The 18,476-nt window shown below is 72.6% G+C and carries 16 protein-coding genes; 5 read left to right on the top strand and 11 right to left on the bottom strand.

The genetic code is table 11. The features are described 5' to 3' along the window. Window positions 1-445 precede the first annotated feature (445 nt). Window positions 446-1,744: a tyrosine--tRNA ligase gene (gene tyrS / locus ABZ635_RS18280; protein ID WP_357766268.1), complete on the bottom strand. Its 1,299-nt coding sequence runs from the start codon at window positions 1,742-1,744 to the stop codon at window positions 446-448. 281 nt (window positions 1,745-2,025) lie between these two features. On the opposite strand from tyrS, the gene ABZ635_RS18275 reads away from it, so the two are divergent. From ABZ635_RS18275 to ABZ635_RS18265, 3 genes are all read left to right on the top strand, one after another. Beyond that, window positions 2,026-2,835 (top strand): alpha/beta hydrolase, encoded by an 810-nt coding sequence (locus ABZ635_RS18275; RefSeq protein WP_357766265.1) that lies wholly within the window; start codon window positions 2,026-2,028, stop codon window positions 2,833-2,835. Then, window positions 2,828-3,421: a TetR/AcrR family transcriptional regulator gene (locus tag ABZ635_RS18270; RefSeq protein ID WP_357766261.1), complete on the top strand. Its 594-nt coding sequence runs from the start codon at window positions 2,828-2,830 to the stop codon at window positions 3,419-3,421. Before ABZ635_RS18275 ends, ABZ635_RS18270 begins: the two co-directional genes overlap by 8 nt. 184 nt (window positions 3,422-3,605) lie before the next feature. Next, window positions 3,606-4,346 carry an HNH endonuclease family protein gene (locus ABZ635_RS18265; RefSeq protein WP_357766259.1) on the top strand — a complete coding sequence of 247 codons (741 nt, stop codon included), beginning with the start codon at window positions 3,606-3,608 and terminating at the stop codon, window positions 4,344-4,346. Between the two features lie 254 nt (window positions 4,347-4,600). On the opposite strand, the gene ABZ635_RS18260 is transcribed toward ABZ635_RS18265, so the two are convergent. From ABZ635_RS18260 to ABZ635_RS18220, 9 genes are all read right to left on the bottom strand, one after another. Next, window positions 4,601-5,107, bottom strand: a complete 507-nt coding sequence (locus tag ABZ635_RS18260; RefSeq protein ID WP_357766257.1) for a hypothetical protein — start codon at window positions 5,105-5,107, stop codon at window positions 4,601-4,603. A 200-nt stretch (window positions 5,108-5,307) separates the two neighbouring features. Further along, on the bottom strand, window positions 5,308-6,525 hold the full coding sequence (gene lhgO / locus ABZ635_RS18255; protein WP_357766255.1) for an L-2-hydroxyglutarate oxidase: 1,218 nt from the start codon (window positions 6,523-6,525) through the stop codon (window positions 5,308-5,310). A 74-nt stretch (window positions 6,526-6,599) separates the two neighbouring features. Next, window positions 6,600-7,058: a DUF742 domain-containing protein gene (locus tag ABZ635_RS18250; protein WP_357766253.1), complete on the bottom strand. Its 459-nt coding sequence runs from the start codon at window positions 7,056-7,058 to the stop codon at window positions 6,600-6,602. Next, complete coding sequence (locus tag ABZ635_RS18245; RefSeq protein ID WP_357766250.1) at window positions 7,048-9,534, bottom strand: nitrate- and nitrite sensing domain-containing protein; 2,487 nt, start codon at window positions 9,532-9,534, stop codon at window positions 7,048-7,050. Before ABZ635_RS18245 ends, ABZ635_RS18250 begins: the two co-directional genes overlap by 11 nt. A gap of 267 nt (window positions 9,535-9,801) precedes the next feature. Beyond that, window positions 9,802-10,719, bottom strand: a complete 918-nt coding sequence (locus tag ABZ635_RS18240; RefSeq protein ID WP_357766247.1) for a cobalamin biosynthesis protein CbiX — start codon at window positions 10,717-10,719, stop codon at window positions 9,802-9,804. 147 nt (window positions 10,720-10,866) lie between these two features. Next, complete coding sequence (locus tag ABZ635_RS18235) at window positions 10,867-11,487, bottom strand: ATP/GTP-binding protein (RefSeq protein ID WP_357766244.1); 621 nt, start codon at window positions 11,485-11,487, stop codon at window positions 10,867-10,869. Continuing rightward, window positions 11,468-11,926, bottom strand: a complete 459-nt coding sequence (locus ABZ635_RS18230; RefSeq protein ID WP_357766286.1) for a DUF742 domain-containing protein — start codon at window positions 11,924-11,926, stop codon at window positions 11,468-11,470. The genes ABZ635_RS18235 and ABZ635_RS18230 overlap by 20 nt, the downstream gene beginning before the upstream one ends. Window positions 11,927-11,973: 47 nt before the next feature. Then, window positions 11,974-12,408, bottom strand: a complete 435-nt coding sequence (locus ABZ635_RS18225) for a roadblock/LC7 domain-containing protein (protein ID WP_357766241.1) — start codon at window positions 12,406-12,408, stop codon at window positions 11,974-11,976. 1 nt (window position 12,409) lies between these two features. Beyond that, window positions 12,410-15,061, bottom strand: coding sequence for a nitrate- and nitrite sensing domain-containing protein (locus tag ABZ635_RS18220; protein ID WP_357766238.1), 2,652 nt, complete (start codon window positions 15,059-15,061; stop codon window positions 12,410-12,412). Window positions 15,062-15,346: 285 nt separating this feature from the next. On the opposite strand from ABZ635_RS18220, the gene ABZ635_RS18215 reads away from it, so the two are divergent. Together ABZ635_RS18215 and ABZ635_RS18210 are read left to right on the top strand one after the other, a co-directional pair. Continuing rightward, window positions 15,347-15,934, top strand: coding sequence for an XRE family transcriptional regulator (locus tag ABZ635_RS18215; protein ID WP_357766235.1), 588 nt, complete (start codon window positions 15,347-15,349; stop codon window positions 15,932-15,934). Window positions 15,935-16,038: 104 nt separating this feature from the next. Further along, window positions 16,039-16,989 carry a class I SAM-dependent methyltransferase gene (locus ABZ635_RS18210; protein WP_357766232.1) on the top strand — a complete coding sequence of 317 codons (951 nt, stop codon included), beginning with the start codon at window positions 16,039-16,041 and terminating at the stop codon, window positions 16,987-16,989. 21 nt (window positions 16,990-17,010) lie between these two features. Here the strand turns inward: ABZ635_RS18210 and argH are convergent, their stop codons facing one another. Next, entirely contained in the window at window positions 17,011-18,429 is a 1,419-nt protein-coding gene (gene argH, locus ABZ635_RS18205; protein ID WP_357766229.1) for an argininosuccinate lyase, read from the bottom strand. Window positions 18,430-18,476: the final 47 nt, after the last annotated feature.

Genomic DNA, 18,476 nt, shown 5'->3' with positions numbered 1-18,476 from the left:
GGAAAGAATTCCCGGTGCTTTTCCTGGCCCGTGTTTCCGTGGGCCTTTCGAAGCAACTCCCTGAGCTTACCTGCTCCGAGCGACTGCTCGAACCACGATGCTGTGGAGAGGGGGTCGATGGTCGCGGCCCGGTTCCGGGCGCGGACCACAGGGGTTTCGCCCGCCGTCCCGCGGCGACCTGTCCGATTGTAGGAGAACCGCGGGCAGACGTCAAGTGAGGACCCGGATCGGTCGCCTTCTCGGCGATCCGGGCCTCGGTCTTTCCCGCGCGCGGGCCTCACACCAGGTGCGCGCCGGTACGTCGGCTGTGCTCAGACATGGTCGGTCATGCCCGATTCACCCTCGGGTCAAACCCGGGGTGGGCCCGGCCGAGGGTCCACGCAGCGACGAGGGCCGGACCCCCACGGGAGTCCGGCCCTCGTCCGCGTCCCGCTCGGCGCTCTCGCTATCCCTTGAGGACAACGCCGCCGATGTTGCGCTTGCCCTTGCGGAGCACGACGAAGCGGTCGGCGAGCACGTCGTCCGCGCCCAGCCGCGCCTCGACGTCGGTGACCTTCACGTTGTTCACGTAGGCCCCGCCCTCCTGGATCGCGCGCCGGGCCGCCGACTTGCTCGGGGTCAGACCGCTGAGGGCGAACAGGTCGGCGACCAGTAGCTCCTCGACGGGACCGTCGACCTCGGCCTTGGGCACCTCGGCGAGAGCCGCGTCCAGGGTGCGGCCGTCGAGCTCCGAGAGGTCGGCCCGCCCGAACAGCGCCAGGCTGGCGTCCTTGACCTTGCGGGTCTCCTCCTCACCGTGAACGAGCGTCGTCAGCGTCTCCGCGAGCGTGCGCTGGGCGGCTCGGGCCTGCGGACGCTCCACGGTCTGGCGCTCCAGGTCCTCGATCTCCTCGCGGGACAGGAAGCTGAACACCTTGAGGTAGCGGACCACGTCCCGGTCGTCGGCGTTGAACCAGAACTGGTAGAAGGCGTAGGGCGAGGTCAGCTCGGGGTCGAGCCAGACCGTGCCGGTCTCGGTCTTGCCGAACTTGGTGCCGTCGGCCTTCGTGAGCAGGTTCGTGGTCAGGGCGTGCGCCTGGCCGTGGGGCTCGTTGCCCTCCATCCGCCGGACGAGGTCCAGGCCCGCGGTGATGTTGCCCCACTGGTCGGAGCCCCCGGTCTGGAGCGTGCACCCGTAGCGGCGGTAGAGCTCGACGTAGTCGTAGGACTGGAGGAGGACGTAGCTGAACTCGGTGTAGCTCATGCCCTCTCCGTCGAGACGGCTCTTGACCGTCTCCCGGGCGAGCATCTGGTTGATGCTGAAGTGCTTGCCCACGTCACGGAGCAGCTCGATCGCGTTGATCTCCCCCAGCCAGTCGCCGTTGTCGGCCAGGACGGCGTCGGTCGGTCCGGCCTGCTCGCCCTCGGGCGCGAACCGCAGGAAGGCCGAGAGCTGGCCGGCGAGGTTGCCGACCCAGCCGCGCACCGTCTCGACCGAGTTCATCTGACGCTCGGCGTTGGGTTTGGGGTCGCCGATGAGCCCCGTGCCGCCGCCGACGAGCGCGATGGGACGGTGTCCGGCCTGCTGGAAGCGGGCCAGGGTGAGGGCCTGGGTGAGGTGGCCGACGTGCAGGCTGCCCGCGGTGGGGTCGAATCCGCAATAGAGGGTGATCGGACCATCGGCCAGCGCCTTGCGGAGTGCGTCAAGGTCGGTCGTCTGCGCGATGAGTCCGCGCCACTGGAGTTCGTCGATGATGTCGATCACTGTGTAGCTCTCTGTTGTGTAGGCGGGCCCTTCGGCCCGATCTGCCTAGCAGTGTAGGGCGGGTGCGCGTGTGGGGCACCCGGTTATCCCTCACACGGCCACGGTAGCGGCCGTGCGTCGGCGCAGTTCACACGGTGGGCGCGTGGTGGCGGCGTTGCCGGGCGGTGGTGGCGCGGGCGGCGTGGTCAGCGACGGGGCACTTGACGCGCTTGGCTAATGTCATTAGCTTTAGGGCTATGGGCATGAGCTGATCGGCTCGGCCACGGAAGAGGGAACCCCACATGCACCACCTCCAGCGCCCGGAGGGGCGAATCGCCTACGACCTCCATGGAGAGGGCGACACCGAAACACTCGTGATCTGCGTTCCCGGGATGTTCGACCACCGGGCCTCCTTCCGGTTCGTCGCCTCGGCGCTCGCCGAGGCCGGACACCGCGTGGCCGTCATGGACCTACGCGGCCACGGAGACAGCGACACCACGTTCGAGAGGTACGACAGCCGGGCGACCGCCGGTGACGTCGTCGCCCTGGCCGAGGAGCTCGGCGCCCTGCGGGTGGTCGTCGCGGGCAATTCGATGGGGGCCGCGGCCGCGACCATCGCGGCCTTGGACCGCCCCGAGCTCGTCGCGGGCGTCGCCCTGCTCGGCCCCTTCCTGCGTCCGGGAGTCCAGAACCTCCTGGAGCGCGCCGCCCTGCGGTTCCTCGTCTCCGGACCCTGGATGTCGTGGGGTCTGACCGCCGTCTACGACTCCCTGCACCAGGGACGCGTCCCCGAAGGGCACCGGGAGCAGAAGGAGCGTGTCCGGGCGATGCTCCGACCTGCCGACCGGCGCGCGGCCGTGGCCCGGACCATCGCGGCTCCCAACGAGACGATCGACGACGCGCGCGGGATGGCCGCACGTGCCGTGGTGGTCATGGGCGAGCTGGACCCCGACTGGAAGGACCCCTGGGCCGAGGCCGACTGGGTGGCCTCCGCAGTGGGAGGCGACGTGGTCATGGTCCCCGAGTGCGGTCACTACGCGCAGTCCCAGCGACCCGACGTGGTCGTCCCGGTGCTGCTCGACCTGGTCGCGAAGGCGGAAGCCGGTGCCTAGGGCGGGGCTGACCCCCTCGGTGGTCACCGCCGACGCCGCCGCGTTCGCCGACGAGCACGGGTTCGAGGCCCTGACCCTGGCCGCGCTGGCCAAGCGGTTGGGGGTGGCCACCCCGAGTCTGTACAAGCACGTCGACGGCTTGGACGGCCTGCGGCGGGCGGTGTCCCTGCTCGCCGTGGCCGAACTCGCCGAGCGCCTACAGGCGTCGGCGGTCGGCCGGTCCGGTCCCGAAGCCCTGCGCGCGGTGTTCGCCTCCTACCGGCGGTACGCGCTGGAGCACCCCGGGCGCTACTCCTCGATCCAACGGTCGCCGTCCCCGTCGGACACCGAGGCGCAGAGGCTCTTCGCGCGTCCCGTCGAGGTGATCACCGCGGTGCTGCGGGGGTTCGCGATCCCCGATGAGCGGATGGTGCACACGATCCGCGCCCTGCGCAGTGCCCTGCACGGGTTCGTCGACCTGGAGACCCGGGGCGGGTTCGGCCTCCCGGAGGACGTCGACGCGAGCTTCGCCCTGCTCACGGACGGCTTCCTCCGTCAGTTGGAACCCGTTCCCGACGGCGGGGGGCCGATCGGGACCGGCGCCTGAGGTCGGGGACGCCCCACGCGGACGTCCTCCCCCGGCCCCGGGGCCCGGTCGCTCGGGGCCCGGCCGCCAGGAAGAACTCACCCCGGACACCGTTACGGACCGGTTCTCCGATGGGTCAAGCTTGAGGGACCCGAACCGGACGACCCGCCCGTGTCGGCAGGCACCACAGTGTTGGAGTTCCCCGATGGCCCAGAAGTCCTCCCCCCGACCCCCCGCCAAGGGCGGGAAGAAGCCCGCCTCACGGCTGACCGCGGTCGTCAGCACCGTCATCGGCGTCGTCGTGCTGGCCGCCTTCGTGTTGCAACAGCTGGGCGTGATCGACCTGGAGTTCGGTGATCCCGCCGATCCGCAGGGCTCCCCCGGAGGGGGTTCCTCCTCGGCGGGCTCCTCCGACGTCGACCAGGCCAGGGAGCGGTTGGAGGAGATCCGGATCGAGGAGGAGGACGACCCGCCCGGGTACGACCGCGCGCTGTTCCCCCACTGGGACTCCGGAGTCCAGGACAACTGCTCCACCCGTCAGGTGGTACTGCTCCGCGACGGCGAGGACGTCCAGACCAACGACAACTGCCAGCCGGTGTCCGGTTCCTGGTACAGCCCCTACGACGGTGAGACCTTCACCGAGGCCCAGGACATCGACATCGACCACATGGTGGCGCTCAAGGAGGGGTGGCGTTCGGGCGCCCACTCCTGGTCGACCGAGGAACGGCAGAAGTTCGCCAACGACCTCGACTCGTCCCAGCTGTGGGCGGTGAGCGCGTCGACCAACCGTGCCAAGGGTGACGCGGACCCCGCGAACTGGCTGCCGCCCCTGGAGTCCTCGCACTGCGACTACGTGGTGTCCTGGATCGAGGTCAAGCACAAGTGGGACCTCACCGCGGACCCCGACGAGGAGGCCGCCCTGCGCGAGGTCCTCGCGGGCTGCTGAACCGGTTCCGACCCGACGGCGGCCCCCGTTGTCCTGGGGGCCGCCGTCTTGTCATGTCGTGCCACCAGGGTCGCCGCCGCGATCGATGGGGCGGCCCCCGCGTCCTTTCGGTCACCCGTGGCCAGGCCCTCGCGAGGGTGGCCGAACGCGGTCCCCGGTTCACGACGCGCGGGGCCCTGGACGCACCCGCCCCGGAAGCTCCCCGCCCCCGGAGGTTCCCCGACCCGGGGCGCCCGGGCACCCCGGGGCCGACCCTAGAGCGGGTTCTCGTGACGCACGCCCCGGGCCGTGGCCAGGAGTTCCTCCTCACCGAGGCGGCCGAAGGGGTCGCGGACCTCGACCGCCACTCCCGGTTCGGGGCTCCAGAAGGCCTCCGAGCCGCCGTGCAGTCCGGCGGTGCCGTTGTTGTCGAACTCCCCGAGCTCCCAGGAGTCCGGGTCGCGCTCGTGGTAGTCCGTGAGGAAGGCGCGGACCGCCTCCAGGTCCGTCAGCCCCTCACCGCGTAGGACCAGGACCTGGAGCAGCACCTCGAAGCCGCCGCCCTCCTTGGCCTGCTCCCAGGCCCTCTGGGTGAAGGAGACCTCCCCCCACTCGTAGGTGAAGTCCGAGGCCGAGGCCTGGGGGCCGACCTGGGCGGGCAGGTGGCCGATGGTGAATCCGTCCAAGGGGCCTCCTCGGGGGCCGACGGCGGACGCGGCCGCCGTGAGAACGAGTACGAGCAACGTGGCGAGGGCCACCGGGGCCCAGCTGGTCAGACGCATGGTCACCTCCGCCGGTGACCTCGGGACCCTCCCGGGTGACCGGTGATTCCATGCTCCGCCGGGCGGACGCCCGGTACCAGGGTGTCCTCGAACCTGTGGATAACTCCGCTCCGACACACCGGAGACCGTGCCCCGGCGCCCCGTGCGTCGCGGTGGCCCCCGGGGACCCCGTGCGTCCGGCTCCGCGCCGCGTCACGGGGTCAGGCCCCCTCGACGTGGTGGTCGTAGAGGAACTCGGCGATGGCCAGGGACGAGGTCGCCGCCGGTGAGGGGGCGTTGCGCACGCACACGACCCGACCGTGGGTGTCCACGTGGAAGTCGTCCAGCAGCTCGCCGTCGCGTCCCAGGGCCTGGGCGCGCACGCCGGCGGGAGCGGGGCGCAGGTCGGCGGCGGTCAGCTCGGGGAGCAGGCGTCGGGCCTGCCCCGCGAACACCGCTCGGGAGGCCGAGACCAGGGTCTCCCTCGCCCCCACCGCCCAGTGCCGCCGGGCCAGCCGCCAGAACCCCGGCCAGGCGAGCGTCTGCGCGAGCTCGCGCGAGCGCAGGTCACGGGCGCGGTATCCCTCGCGGGCCAGGGCGAGGATGGCGTTGGGGCCGGCCATGACCTCGCCGTGTACGTGACGGGTCAGGTGCACGCCCAGGAACGGGTACCGGGGGTCGGGGACCGGGTAGATCAGCCCCCGGACGAGGTCACGACGTTCGGGGACGAGCTCGTGGTAGTGGCCCCGGAAGGGGACGACCCTGGGATCGTCGCCCCCGCCCGCCATACGTGCGAGCCGGTCGCTCTGGAGCCCGCCGCACAGGACCATCCGGTCGAACCGGTGGATGACCCGCTCTCCCCGGGGATCGCCGGTGAGGGCCTCCGCGCCGTCGTGGACCTGACGGATGTCGATGACGGGGGTGTTGAGCAGGACCCGGCCGCCGGAACGGCGCACGTCGTCGGCGATCTGCTCGGCGACCGCGACGAAGTCGGTGATGGCGGTGGCGGGCGAGTGCAGGGCCGCGATCCCGGCGGCGTGGGGTTCGATCTCCCGCAGGCCGTCGGGGCCGAGCCGGGTGACCCCGGGAACACCGTTCTCCCTGGCCCGGGCCTCGATGTCGTCGAGGCGCGCCTCCTCCTCCGCGTTCACCGCGACGAGGAGCTTGCCCGCCTCCTCGTAGGGCAGGCCGTGCTCCGCGCAGTAGTCCCGGAGCAGACCGACCCCCCTGCGGCACAGGGTCGCCTTGAGCGATCCCGGCCGGTAGTAGAGCCCGGCGTGGACGACGCCGCTGTTGTGGCCGGTCTGGTGCGCGGCGACCCGGTTCTCCTTCTCCAGGACGGTGACGCGGGTGCCGGGGCGGTGGAGGGTGATGTGGCGGGCCAGGGCCAGTCCGACGATCCCCGCTCCGATGATGCCGATGTGTTCGGTGCTGCGCATGGGCGCACGCTAGCAAGCGCCCACCCGGCGCTCCGGCACCGGGTGACGAGGAACACCGAGCCCACCGGCCGGGATCACAGCGAACGCAGCCCGACCAGCACGGCGTGCAGGATGTCGTCGCGCCCCAGCGGCCGGGAGGGCCCGCACCTTTGGAGCGCGCCCTCCGCGACCATGTCCGTGACCATCGAGCGCACCTGCCCCATGGGGAGGCCGACCTCGGCGGCCAGCTCGGCCACGGTGCGGGCGCGCACGGCGTGGTGGAGGATCGCCTCGCGCTCGGGACGCAGCCATTCCCGGTGCCCGGGGGTGCGGGCCGCCACGACCAGGGTGAGCAGGTCGAGTTCGGCGGAGGCCGCCGCGGGTTCGGTGAGGGCGGCCCGCTCCGGGGTGCCGACGTCGACGGCGTAGGGACGCAGGAACCGCTCGTTCAGCGCGTCCTCCCCCTCGTCGACGTGTCCGGGACCGCGGTCGGCGGTGCGGTCGGCTGTGCCGTGCTCCGTCAGCCGACGGGCGTGGCGGCCCTCAGCGCTCACTGTGTCCTCCTGGCGGTGTCGGGAAGGGCGCGGTTCCGGGCGGAGCGGAACCGGACGGTTCCTGCTCGCCGGAGTCGCCGAACCGGACGGGCGGCCGGGCTGAGCCGTCGCGGTTCCTCGGTCCCGGGGGGAGGTGGGGGCGCTGCGCCCCGGAGGGGGTGTGCGGCCACCGCGGGTCGGTGGAACCGCCCCGGTGCTGCGGGTTGCGCTGGGGCAGGGGCCCGGCGGGGGCCTGGGGGCCGCTCCTCGGCTGCGGTCCGCTCGCCTGTTGGACGCCCTGCCGGGGCGCGACACCCGTCCGGGGCTGCGGGCCGCTCCTGGGCTGCGGTCCGGTCCGAGCCTGCGGTCCGGTCCGTGGGCTCGGGTCGTGGCGCTCGGGGACCCCCTGCGGTCCGGACCGGCCGAACGGCCCCTGGGCGCCCGTCCCCCGCCCCTGGTCGGCGAGGTGCCCCAGGGCGCCGGGGAAGGCGGGCACCCCTGAGGGGGCGCCGGTGACCGGGACGGGGTTGTCCACGGGCTCCAGCAGGCTGTCCGGGATGAGGGCGGTGGCCAGGGTCCCCCCGTACGGCGAGGGGTGCAGCCACACGCGGATGCCGTGCCGTTCGGCCAGGCGCGCCACGACGAACAGCCCCAGGCGGGGGTCGTCGGGCAGGGCCATGACGTCGAACTCCGGCGGCTGCGTGAGGGTGCGCTCGGCCGCCGCGTACCCCTGTTCGGACATGCCCAGCCCCCGGTCCTCGATCTCCACGACCAGCCCCCCGCCGACCGGGCTGCACCCGACGTCGACGGTGGTTCCGGCCGGGGAGAACTGGGTGGCGTTCTCCACCAGTTCGGCCAGGAGGTGGACGACGTCGGCGACCACCTGCCCGTGCATGAGCACCCTGGGCGCGGAGGTGAGGCGTACGCGCTCGAAGTCCTCGGTCTCGGCGACGGACGCCCGCAGTACGTCGACGAGGGGGCGGGGCTGGCGCCACCGGCGGGCGGACTGGCCGCCTCCCAGGATGATGAGGTTGTCCGCATAGCGGCGGGCCCGGGTGGCCAGGTGGTCCAGGCGGAAGAGCCGGCGCAGCGCCTCGGGGTCCTGTTCCTTGTACTCGATCTCGTCGAGGAGCCGCAGTTGGCGCTGGACCAGGGTCTGGTTGCGGAAGGCGATCCCGAGAAAGGCACGGTTGGCGCCCCGACGGATCTCCGCCTGGCGGACGGCCGCCTCCACCGCGGTGATCTGGGCGGTGTCGAAGGCGTCGGCGACCTGGCCGATCTCGTCGTCGCCCTCCTCGTCCAGGGCGGGGAGCTCGTCGACGACGTCGACCTTGTCGCCCCGCTGGGCCCGCTCGATGATGGCGGGCAGGTCGGCGTCCCGGTCGAGGATCTGTTCGCGCAGGCAGGTGAGGCGTTCGGTGAGACGGCGGGAGGAGCGGCCCACGAGCGCGATGGCAACCACGCCGCCGAGCAGGGTGACAGCCGCGGCGGCCACCCCGAGGGCGACCCGCAGCAGCGCGGCGCTCCAGGCCAGGTCGACGGTGCGTGCGATCTGGGTCCGGGCGATGTCGTCCAGGGAGCTGGCGGCGACGGCCGAGGAGGTGTCCCACTCCTGCGCCTCGATGTCGATGGCGGAGTTCCACTCGGTGAGGGGTGCCTGGCCTGGGGGCAGGTCGTCGCTCTGGGCGACCGGCGGGCGGGTGACGACCCTGCGGCTGAAGCCCTCCGCGCGGGTCCAGGTGTCGTCCTGGGTCAGGGCCTCGTGGGCGGCCCGGACGCTGGGGTGCATGGCGTGGCCGACGGTGTCCAGGGTGGCGCGGTAGGAGGCGGTGAGGAAGGTGAAGTGTGCGGTCTCCTCGTAGGTCATGCGTTCCGCCGCGATGACCCCGGCGAGCAGTGCGTCCGCCGTGGCGTAGTCCTCACGCGCGGCGAGCATCTCCCTGGTCAGGACCGCGTCGGTGAGGTTCTCGCCGCCGTCGGTGGTGTGCAGAAGCGCGATCACGGTGTCGGTGAGGGCGGACAGCAGGTCACCGTAGCCGCCGAGGGCCTCCTCCCGGTTGACGGTGCGCGCGTCGACCATGGTGCGCAGCGCGGCCAGGCGGTCGGGGGCTCCGGAGACCAGGGTGGCGTTGCGGTTCACCTCGGCGTCCCTGCCCCGCTCCATCCTCGTGGCGAGGTCGACGGCCTCGGACAGGGCCGAGTCGGTGGTCTCGCGCTGCTCCAGCAGGTCGTCGGCGCGGGTCGGCTCCCCTCCCCCGTCCTGGACTCCCAGGTGGACCATGGACAGTCGGCGTTCGGCGCGCAGTTCGGTGGCGGCCCTGGACAGGACCTCGGTGCCCTCGCGTGCCTGGCCCACGGCGTTCATGAGCTGCGCGGCCTGCGCGGTTCCCAGCGTGGCCACGATGAGCCAGAGCGCGAGGAAGCACAGGCTCGGGATGAGCACGATCCGGTTGAGCTGCCCGCGGATCGTCCGGTTGGACGCGTGAGTTCTTCGCATGGCCCCTCCAGCCCGTGCGGGTGCCGGGGCGTCCTGAGGAGGAGCCTCGGCGGCTTTCGGTCCTGCCGAGGCTATCGAAAAAACATTGCCGTACGTTGTCAAACGATCACGACTAGTTATAAGTCCTTGTGGGAACCGTGCCCACCGACCCTCCGGACCCAGCGACGCTCCCGTGTAGGAGCAGGTCACACCCGGCGTACGCGACAGGGCCGCCCGGTGGTCCGGGCGGCCCTGTGTGAAGCGGTCCTGGCGGGGCGTGTCGCGGGATCAGGACTCCGGACGGTGACGGGAGCCCACCGGCGCGGGCAGCTCCTCGGCGGTGGGCGGCTGCTCCACCCCCAGCGAGTTGAGCACCTCCGCGTAGCGCAGCGCGGCGATCTTGCCCAGCAGGCTGTCGGCGCCCAGGGGCGCGCCGGGTCGGGCGCCGTGGCGCTCGGCGAGCTCGGCCAGGTACCGGGCCCCGACCTCCGGCCCGAGAGCGCTGGGCGCGACGACGGGACGCTGGCAACCGCCCTGGCGCAGCTGGGAGACGACCTGTTCGACCGAGGCCTCGTTCTCCAGGTCCGCCGGGAGGACCGTCAGCCCGAGCCTGGCCGCGAGCAGCACCGCGGTGACACCGGCGGCGGCCACGGCTTCCTCACCGCCCACGGCACCGACGACGACGCCGTCCGCCATGGTGGTGTTGCGGGCGGTCACGCTGATCAGGCGCATGCGGTCGGCACGGACGAACCCGGCCTCGGCCAGGCGCAGGTGCAGCACCTCGGCGAGCATCGGGTGCGGTCCCAGGCCCTCGGTGACGCGGACGTCGGCGCCCGACTCGGCCACCGCGGCCCGGATCGCCGCGCTGGTGCCCGAGTGCGGCGCGGTGACCAGGGGGACCACGACGCCGGCGAGCGGTCGGCCCTCGGACTTCTCCAGGTCGGCCAGGGCCTCGCCGATACCCAGTTCGTTGCCCTCGGTGTGCCCGAACCTGATGGTGACCTCGGGGCGGTAGGCCCGGACGAGGTCGGCCATTCGGGAACCGATCAACTCACCGTCGGCGTCCCTGGCCTGTTCGGCCGTGCCCGGGACCGCCATGATCAGGGTGGGGGTACCGAACCAGTTGTCGAAGGACAGCGGGTTGCGGTGGCGTCCGGAACGCCGCTTGGGCAGTTCGCGTGGGGGAAGTCGGTCAGAGTTTCGCATACCAGGATTCAGACGAGAAGTGGATGGGGCTCGCTGTCAAAGCGGGTGGTCACTGCCGCGACATTGTAGCGTTCAACACCACATTCACGGGCGTTTCTCCCGAACGTACAACGGACCGACCCGGCTCGGACTGGCGGGGTCACCCGGTCAACCGCTGAGAACCGGACGGCGGCTGTTGATGACGTGGGTCACCAGGCGGACGAGGACGTCCTTGGACGACCCCCGCACCCTGGCGTCCGCCATCAGCAGGGGAACCTCCTCCGGGATGTCCAACGCCTCGCGCACCTCTCCCGCCTCGTAGTGGGCCGCCCCGTCGAACTGGTTGACCGCGACCACGAACGGCACCCCCCGGCGCTCGAAGAAGTCCACCGCGTGGAAGCAGGTGTCCAGTCGGCGCGTGTCGGCGAGCACCACGGCGCCCAGGGCGCCCTCCACCAGCTCGTCCCACATGAACCAGAAGCGGTCCTGTCCGGGGGTGCCGAACAGGTACAGGACGATGTCCTCGTTGATCGTGATCCGGCCGAAGTCCAGTGCCACGGTCGTGGTGGTCTTGTTCTCCACTCCCCCGAGATCGTCGACCCCCTGGCTCGCCTCGGTCATCACCTCCTCGGTGCTGAGCGGGGTGATCTCGCTGACGGAGGCCACCATCGTCGTCTTTCCTGCGCCGAACCCTCCGGCGATGATGATCTTGACCGCTTGGGGTATCGCCTCAGGCGCCTCGCGCGCCGTCTGTGCCCCCGGTCGGATCTCAGAGTCTGCGGATGCCATCGAGTACCGCCTGAAGTACTTTCTTCTCGGGTAGCTGGGTCACGGGCATCGCTGCCCGGGTGTGGACGTCCCCCTGGGCCACCAGGTCTCCGAGGAGGACCTTGACCACCGTCAGGGGGATGTCCAGGCGCGCGGAGATCTCCGCGACCGAAATGGGACGACGGCACAGTGTCAGGATCGCCTGGAGTTCGGGGTCCCGGGGCCGGTCGTCGCGTTCCCGTGCGGCCATGACGATCGTGATCAGGTCCAGCCCGCGGCCCGCGCTGCCGGGCCGCGTCCGGCCCCGCGTCATCGTGTACGGGCGCACCAGCGGGCCGGCCGGGGCGTCGCCAGGGGTGATGCCGGAGGCGGGCCCCTCGGAGGTGGGGTGTCCTCGGCCCCGGTGCCAGGTGGGGTGCGTGCGCCGCGCGGGCCCCGCGCCCTCCTGGTTCCCGGTCACCGGTGGCACGCTCGCCAGCGGCCCGCCGTACTGTTCGCCGGAGGTGTTCACGAGCTCCCTCCTCCCATGGCCGTGAGGTGGCCCGGACGCCGGGGCGGCGCGGTGAGGAACTGGCCCACCCGCTTGACCCGGAGGTTCATCTCGTAGGCGACCAGCCCGACGTCGGCGTCCTCCGTGGCCAGGACGGCCAGGCAGGCCCCGGTACCGGCCGCGGTGACGAACAGGTACGAGTGCTCCATCTCGACCACGGTCTGGCGGACGTCTCCGCCGCCGAAGTGGCGGCCGGTGCCCCGGGCCAGACTCTGGAACGCGGAGGCCACCGCGGAAAGATGCTCGGCGTCGTCCGCGACCAGCCCCCGGGAGCGCCCGAGGAGCAGTCCGTCGGCCGACAGCACGATCGCGTGGCTGGCCCCCACGACACGGTCGACCAGGTCGTCCAGGAGCCAGTCCAGGTTGTCCGCGGCCTTGCTCATGCCCACCATCTCAGTCGCTCTCTCCTGTGTGGTCGTCGGCGCCTGCACCGACCTGGTCATCACTGCTGTGCCGGGGCTTTTCGGGGCCGATCTCCTCGGCTCGGCCGCGTCGTGTTCCGGCGCTGAAGGCGTCCATCATGCGACGTGCCTGTTCGGGACTGCGTTGCGACACCGGTTCGGGTCCGCGCGGGACCGCTCCGGTCGAGGGGTCGTCGCGGAGCTGGGGCGCGAGGTTGGCCTGGCGCCTGCGCCGGGGCAGACCGGCCCGGTCCGGCCCGGCCCCGACCCCGGTGTCGTCCGCGCCGCGGCGGGGCAGGGGCGCGTGGCCGGTGCCCCGGGACCGTTGACGGGGCACCGGTTCGGGGGCGGGTTCGGGTGACAGGTCGGGCACCTGGCGCAGGAGCGGTCCGCCGGGGCCGTGGCCGCCCGAGGGGGTGCCGGGGCCGGGCTCGCCCGACACCGGGACGGGGGGCGGGTCGTCGTGTTCGGGCACCGAGCGCAGGACCGGGCGCGCGTGCCGGGAGCCGCCCTCCGTGGCCAGCAGGTCGGCGGGGTCGTCATGGTCGTGGTCCGCGGTCGGTTCGGGGCGTACGCCGTTGGACCGGGCGAGCACGGCCGCGCGGGGGCGCTCGACCGGCGTTCCCCCGCTGGAGACCACGAGTGCGCCCGGGACGAGCACCACCGCGCGGGTGCCGCCGTAGGGCGAGGGCCGGAGCTGCACGCCGATCTCGTGTTTGAGCGCGAGCCGGGCCACGACGAACAGGCCGAGCCGACCGTCCGTCCCGGGGGTCATGACGTCGAACTCGGGCGCCTCGGACAGCGTGGCGTTGTTCTCCTCCAGGACCTCCTCGGTCATGCCCAGGCCCCGGTCCTCGATCTCGATCACCACGCCCTTGGGGACGTTGTCGGTGGCGATGGTGACGTTGGTGTGGGGCGGCGAGTACGCGGTGGCGTTCTCGACCAGCTCGGCGAGCAGGTGGATGACGTCGGCGACGACCGCGCCCACCAGGGAGAGGTCGGGGACGGAGGTGAGCTCGACCCTGGCGTACTCGTCGGTCTCGGAGATGGCGCCGCGCAGGATGTCCACGAGCGGGACGGGGTGGCGCCAGCGCCGACCGGGCTGGGCACCGCCGAGGATGATGAGGTTCTCGGCGTGGCGGCGCCCCCGGGTCGCGAGGTGGTCGAGTTGGAAGAGGTTCTCCAGCAGGTCCGGGTCCTCCTCCTCGCGCTCGATCCGGTCCAGGAGCTGGAGCTGGCGTTGCACGAGCGACTGGTTGCGGTGGGCGATGCCCAGGAAGACCCGGCTGACTCCCGCGCGGATGTCGGACTGCTTGACGGCGGCTCCCACGGCGGTGCGCTGGGCGATGTTGAAGGCGTCGGCGACCTGGCCGACCTCGTCGGTGCCGTGGTCGAGCTGCTTCATCTCGGTGTCCAGGTCCACGCTCTCGCCCGCCTCCAGTCGGCGCACGATCCTGGGGAGGTCACTGCGGGCGATGCCGAGGGTCTCGGCGCGGAGCCTGGCCAGCCGGTAGGTCAGGCGGCTGGCGGAGCTGGCGGCGACCCCGTAGGCGACGGTTCCGGCGAACAGGGAGGTGATGCCGCCGCCGAGGGCCATCGTGAACATCCACGAACTCGCCTCCTCCGTGGAGGTGACGACGCTGTCCACCCGGTCGGTGGTGACCTCGGCCAACCCGGCGTTGACCTCGTCGGCCGCCGCGCGCCAGTCGCCCAGACCGCCGGGCGGGGCGGGGTCGCGGGTGATCTCCCCGGTGAGGGGGTCGACGCTCACGGGGGCCTCGTGCTGGACCAGGGTGTCGGCGATGCCCATGGCCTCCACCCAGGCGGCGCTGCGGGTGATGCGCTCCACGCGGGCGGCCTCGTCCTCGGCCTCGGTGTCCGACGCGGCCTCGGTGGGCGCGTCGGTGCCGCGGTCGTCGGAGGGCTCTCGCGGGAGCTCCTCCGCGCTCAGGCGGCGGCGCGCGTCTCCGGCGAGGGAGGCGATCTCGGCCTGGTGGGGGCGGGTGAGGTCGTTCTCGGCGAGGGCGGCGGTGATGACGGCGTCGGCGTGGCCGAAGCTCTCCTGGGCCCACAGGAGGTTGTCGGCCTCGGAGGCGGCGTCGGAGACGAGTCCGTCGTCCAGGCCCTGGACGGTGGTCGAGTAGAGGCGGATGCCCTGTTCGATCGCGCCGGAGTAGGTGTCCAGGAGGTCGGCCACCGGGCCCGGGTCGGCGAGGACGTCGGTACGCAGCGCCTGGACGTCCTCCAGTGAGCCGAAGAACGCCAGGGCGAGGGGTTCTGGCTCGTCCGCGCCCCCCTCCAGGGTGTCGCGGACCTGGCGGAGACCGACCAGGGCGGCGTCGGTGGTGCGCGCGGCGTCGACGAGTTCCTGGCGGCTGTCCCCGCCGGGGTCGGTGACGAAGTCGATCCCGAGCCGGCGCTCCTCCTGGAGGGCGGCGAGCGCCTCGGCGAGGTCGGCTCCGGCCCGTCCGTCGGTCACCGAGTGGTGCAGGGAGACCGCCTGGGCGAGGGTGGCCGTGCTGAGCAGGACGAACAACGCGAGGAAGGTGACGGTGGGGATCAGGACGATCCGGTTGAGCTGTGCCCTGATACCGGACCTGTTTCCGGCCCTGGGCCCGCGACCCGTGCTCACTGGCTGACCCACTGCGCTCCTCCCACGGACTCGACGCGGGCACCGGAGACCACGCCTGGTGCGTGCCGGTCCCCGCACGGGTCGTCACGGTACGCGCAGATGGAAACACGTGCGGTGTCCGCAGACTCAGGACGCTACCGCACTCTTCCCCCTGGCGCGTGGGGAATCGGAGATTGGATCGTGCTCGGGACGGGACCTCGGGAACTCCGGCGGCGCGGTGTGTCCTCGCATGTCAGGCGAAGGCGGTGGAAGTCCTGATCCGGAGCGGACCGCGCCCCGGGGACGTAGGGTGCTGCCATGACACAGGAGGACCGGGATCTGGACCGACTGGTGCGGGGGCGCGTCCGGGCGCTCCGACTGGCGCAGGGGTGGTCACTGGAGGAACTGGCGGCGCGGGCCCGGATGAGCCCGTCCACGCTGAGCCGCATCGAGAACGGGCGGCGTCGGCTGGCCCTCGACACCCTGGTCACCCTGGCCCGGGCCCTGGACACCACACTGGACCAGCTGGTGGAGAGCGCCGCGGACGACGTCGTCACCAGCCCGGTCGTGGAGGGCGCCCACGGGCGGCTGCGGTGGCCGGTCAAAGCCCTTCCGGGCATGACCGTCCTGCGCCAGAGGCTGACCGATCCGCCGCCGGACCACCCCTCGCGGATGCGGGCCCATCCGGGCCGGGAGTGGCTGGTGGTGCTGTCCGGTACCGCCGTGCTCCTGCTGGGCGACCGGCGCATCCGGATGGAGGCCAACCAGGCGGCGGAGTTCCCGACGATGCTCCCGCACGCGATCGGAGCCGAGGGAGGGCCGTGCGAGATCCTGGGGATCTTCGACAGTGACGCGCGCCGGGGGCACCAGCGGGGCGAGGACGACCCCGGGGGTTCCGGGGGATAGGCGCGCCCGGGTGTTCTTGCCCGGCGGGCCGCCCGCCGCCGGAGTTTCTTGCCTTGAACGCACAACACCCTGCCATCGGCGCAAGGGCCGTCTAACCTGGCCCCATGACGCACGCACACCGGCACACGCCGCTCACCACCGCGCACGAGGACCACCACGCGGGTCACGGCCAGCAGGGCCAGCAGTGCCAGCAGGGCCACGGAACGGTCCCCGGCGACCCGCACGACCACAACCACGACCACGGCTCACACGACCAGGGACTCATCCTCGATCTCGACGCGCGGGTGATGGCCCGCCGGACCGAGGACGTCATCGACTGGCTGCCGCTGCGCGACGCCCCGGAGCAGATCCTCGACCTCGGCTGCGGCACCGGCGCCGGGACCCTCCCCCTGCTGGACCGCTTCCCCGAGGCGCGCGTGACCGCCGTCGACGCCTCCGCCGAGCACCTCGACCGGCTGCGGGCCAAGGCCCGCGAGGCCGGGACACTGGACCGCGTCCGTACCGTCCTGGCCGATCTCGACGCGGCCGACTGGCCCGACCTCGGCACACCGGACCTGGTGTGGGCCTCGGCGTCCCTGCACCACATGGCCGACCCGGACCTCGCCCTGCGGCGCGTGCGCGACCTGCTCGCACCGAACGGGCTCCTGGCCCTGGTGGAGCTCTCCGGATTCCCCCGCTTCCTTCCCGAGGACGCACCGGAGCGACGCCCTGGCCTGGAGGAGGTGCTGCACTCGGTGAGCGACCGCTGGCACGCCGGACACGTACCGCACCGGGGCGCCGACTGGACCCGGAAACTGTCCGCCGCCGGGTTCGGGATCGAGGCCGAGCGCACGGTGACCGCGACGGTCGAGGGCGCCGGAAACCCGACGGTCGTCGAGTACGCCCTGGCCAGCCTGCGCCGTCTCCGGGAGGGCGTGGCCGACGAACTCTCGGCGGGGGACCTCGCCGCCCTGGACGGGCTCCTGGACACCGACGCCCCGGACGGGATCGCCCACCGGGACGACCTCACCGTGCGCACCACCCGCTCGGTGTGGGCGGCCCGCCGGGCGGACTGAGGCCGTCCGGCGGCCCCCGGGTCAGGCCGTGAAGGCCTTCCGGTGCTCCTCGACGTCGGCGCGGAGCCGGTCGAGCTGCTCGGCCACGCGCACCGGGGCGGTACCGCCCCGGCCCGCGCGGGAGGCCAGGGAGCCCGCCACGGTGAGGACCTCGCGTACGCCCGGGGTGAGGTGCTCGGAGATCCGCGCGAACTCGGCGTCGGAGAGGTCGGGCAGGTCGACGCCGCGCTCCTCGCAGACCCGCACGCAGGTACCGGCGATCTCGTGGGCCTCACGGAAGGGAACCCGCTCGCGGACCAGCCACTCGGCGATGTCGGTGGCCAGGGAGAAGCCCTGCGGCGCCAGCTCGGCCATGCGGTCGGTGTGGAACGTGAGCGTGGCGACCATGCCGGTCATGGCGGGCAACAGCAGGTGCAGGCTGTCGACCGCGTCGAAGACCGGCTCCTTGTCCTCCTGGAGGTCGCGGTTGTAGGCCAGCGGGAGGCCCTTGAGTGTCGTGAGCAGACCGGTGAGGTCGCCCACCAGCCGCCCCGCCTTGCCCCGGGCGAGTTCGGCCACGTCGGGGTTCTTCTTCTGCGGCATGATCGAGGAGCCGGTGGAGAAGGCGTCGTCCAGGGTGATGAAGGAGAACTCCTTCGTCGCCCACAGGATGACCTCCTCGGACAGCCGGGACAGGTCCACACCGATCATGGCGGTGACGAAGGCGAACTCGGCGACCACGTCGCGGGCGGCGGTGCCGTCGATGGAGTTCTCCGAGGAGGCCGGGAAGCCGAGCTCGGCCGCGACCGCCTCGGGGTCCAGCCCCAGTGAGGACCCGGCCAGGGCACCGGACCCGTACGGGGAGACGGCGGCGCGGCGGTCCCAGTCGCGGAGCCGTTCGACGTCGCGGAGCAGCGGCCAGGCGTGCGCCATCAGGTGGTGGGCGAGCAGGACCGGCTGGGCGTGCTGGAGGTGGGTGCGGCCCGGCATGGCGGCGTCCGGGTGGGCCCCGGCCTGGTCGGCGAGGGCGCGCACGAGGTCGAGGAGCTGGTCCGCGATGGCGCGGGCCTCCTCGCGCAGGTACATGCGGACCAGGGTGGCGATCTGGTCGTTGCGGGACCGCCCGGCGCGCAGACGGCCGCCCAGTTCGGGTCCGACCCGCTCGATGAACCCGCGCTCCAGCGCGGTGTGCACGTCCTCGTCCTCCAGGACGGGGGTGAAGTCGCCGGAGGCCACGTCGGTCTCCAGCCGATCCAGCCCCGCGATCATGCGGTCGAGTTCGTCGGCCGTGAGCAGACCGGCCCGGTGGAGGGCGCGGGCGTGGGCGCGCGACCCCGCGATGTCGTGGCGGGCCAGGCGCCAGTCGAAGTGCGTGCTGAGCGAGAGGCGGGCCAGGGCCTGGTCCGGTCCTCCCTCGAAGCGGCCGCCCCACAGGCGCAGGGCCTCGGGCTGGTCGGCCATCGTGGTCTCCTTCGTGACGTTTCGGGTGGTGCGGGACGGCGTCGGTC

The organism is Nocardiopsis sp. NPDC007018 (assembly GCF_040635075.1).
Taxonomy (GTDB): Bacteria; Actinomycetota; Actinomycetes; order Streptosporangiales; family Streptosporangiaceae; genus Nocardiopsis.
The sequence above is the reverse complement of the archived record's forward strand: the minus strand, read 5'-3'. Positions and strand labels throughout refer to the sequence as shown.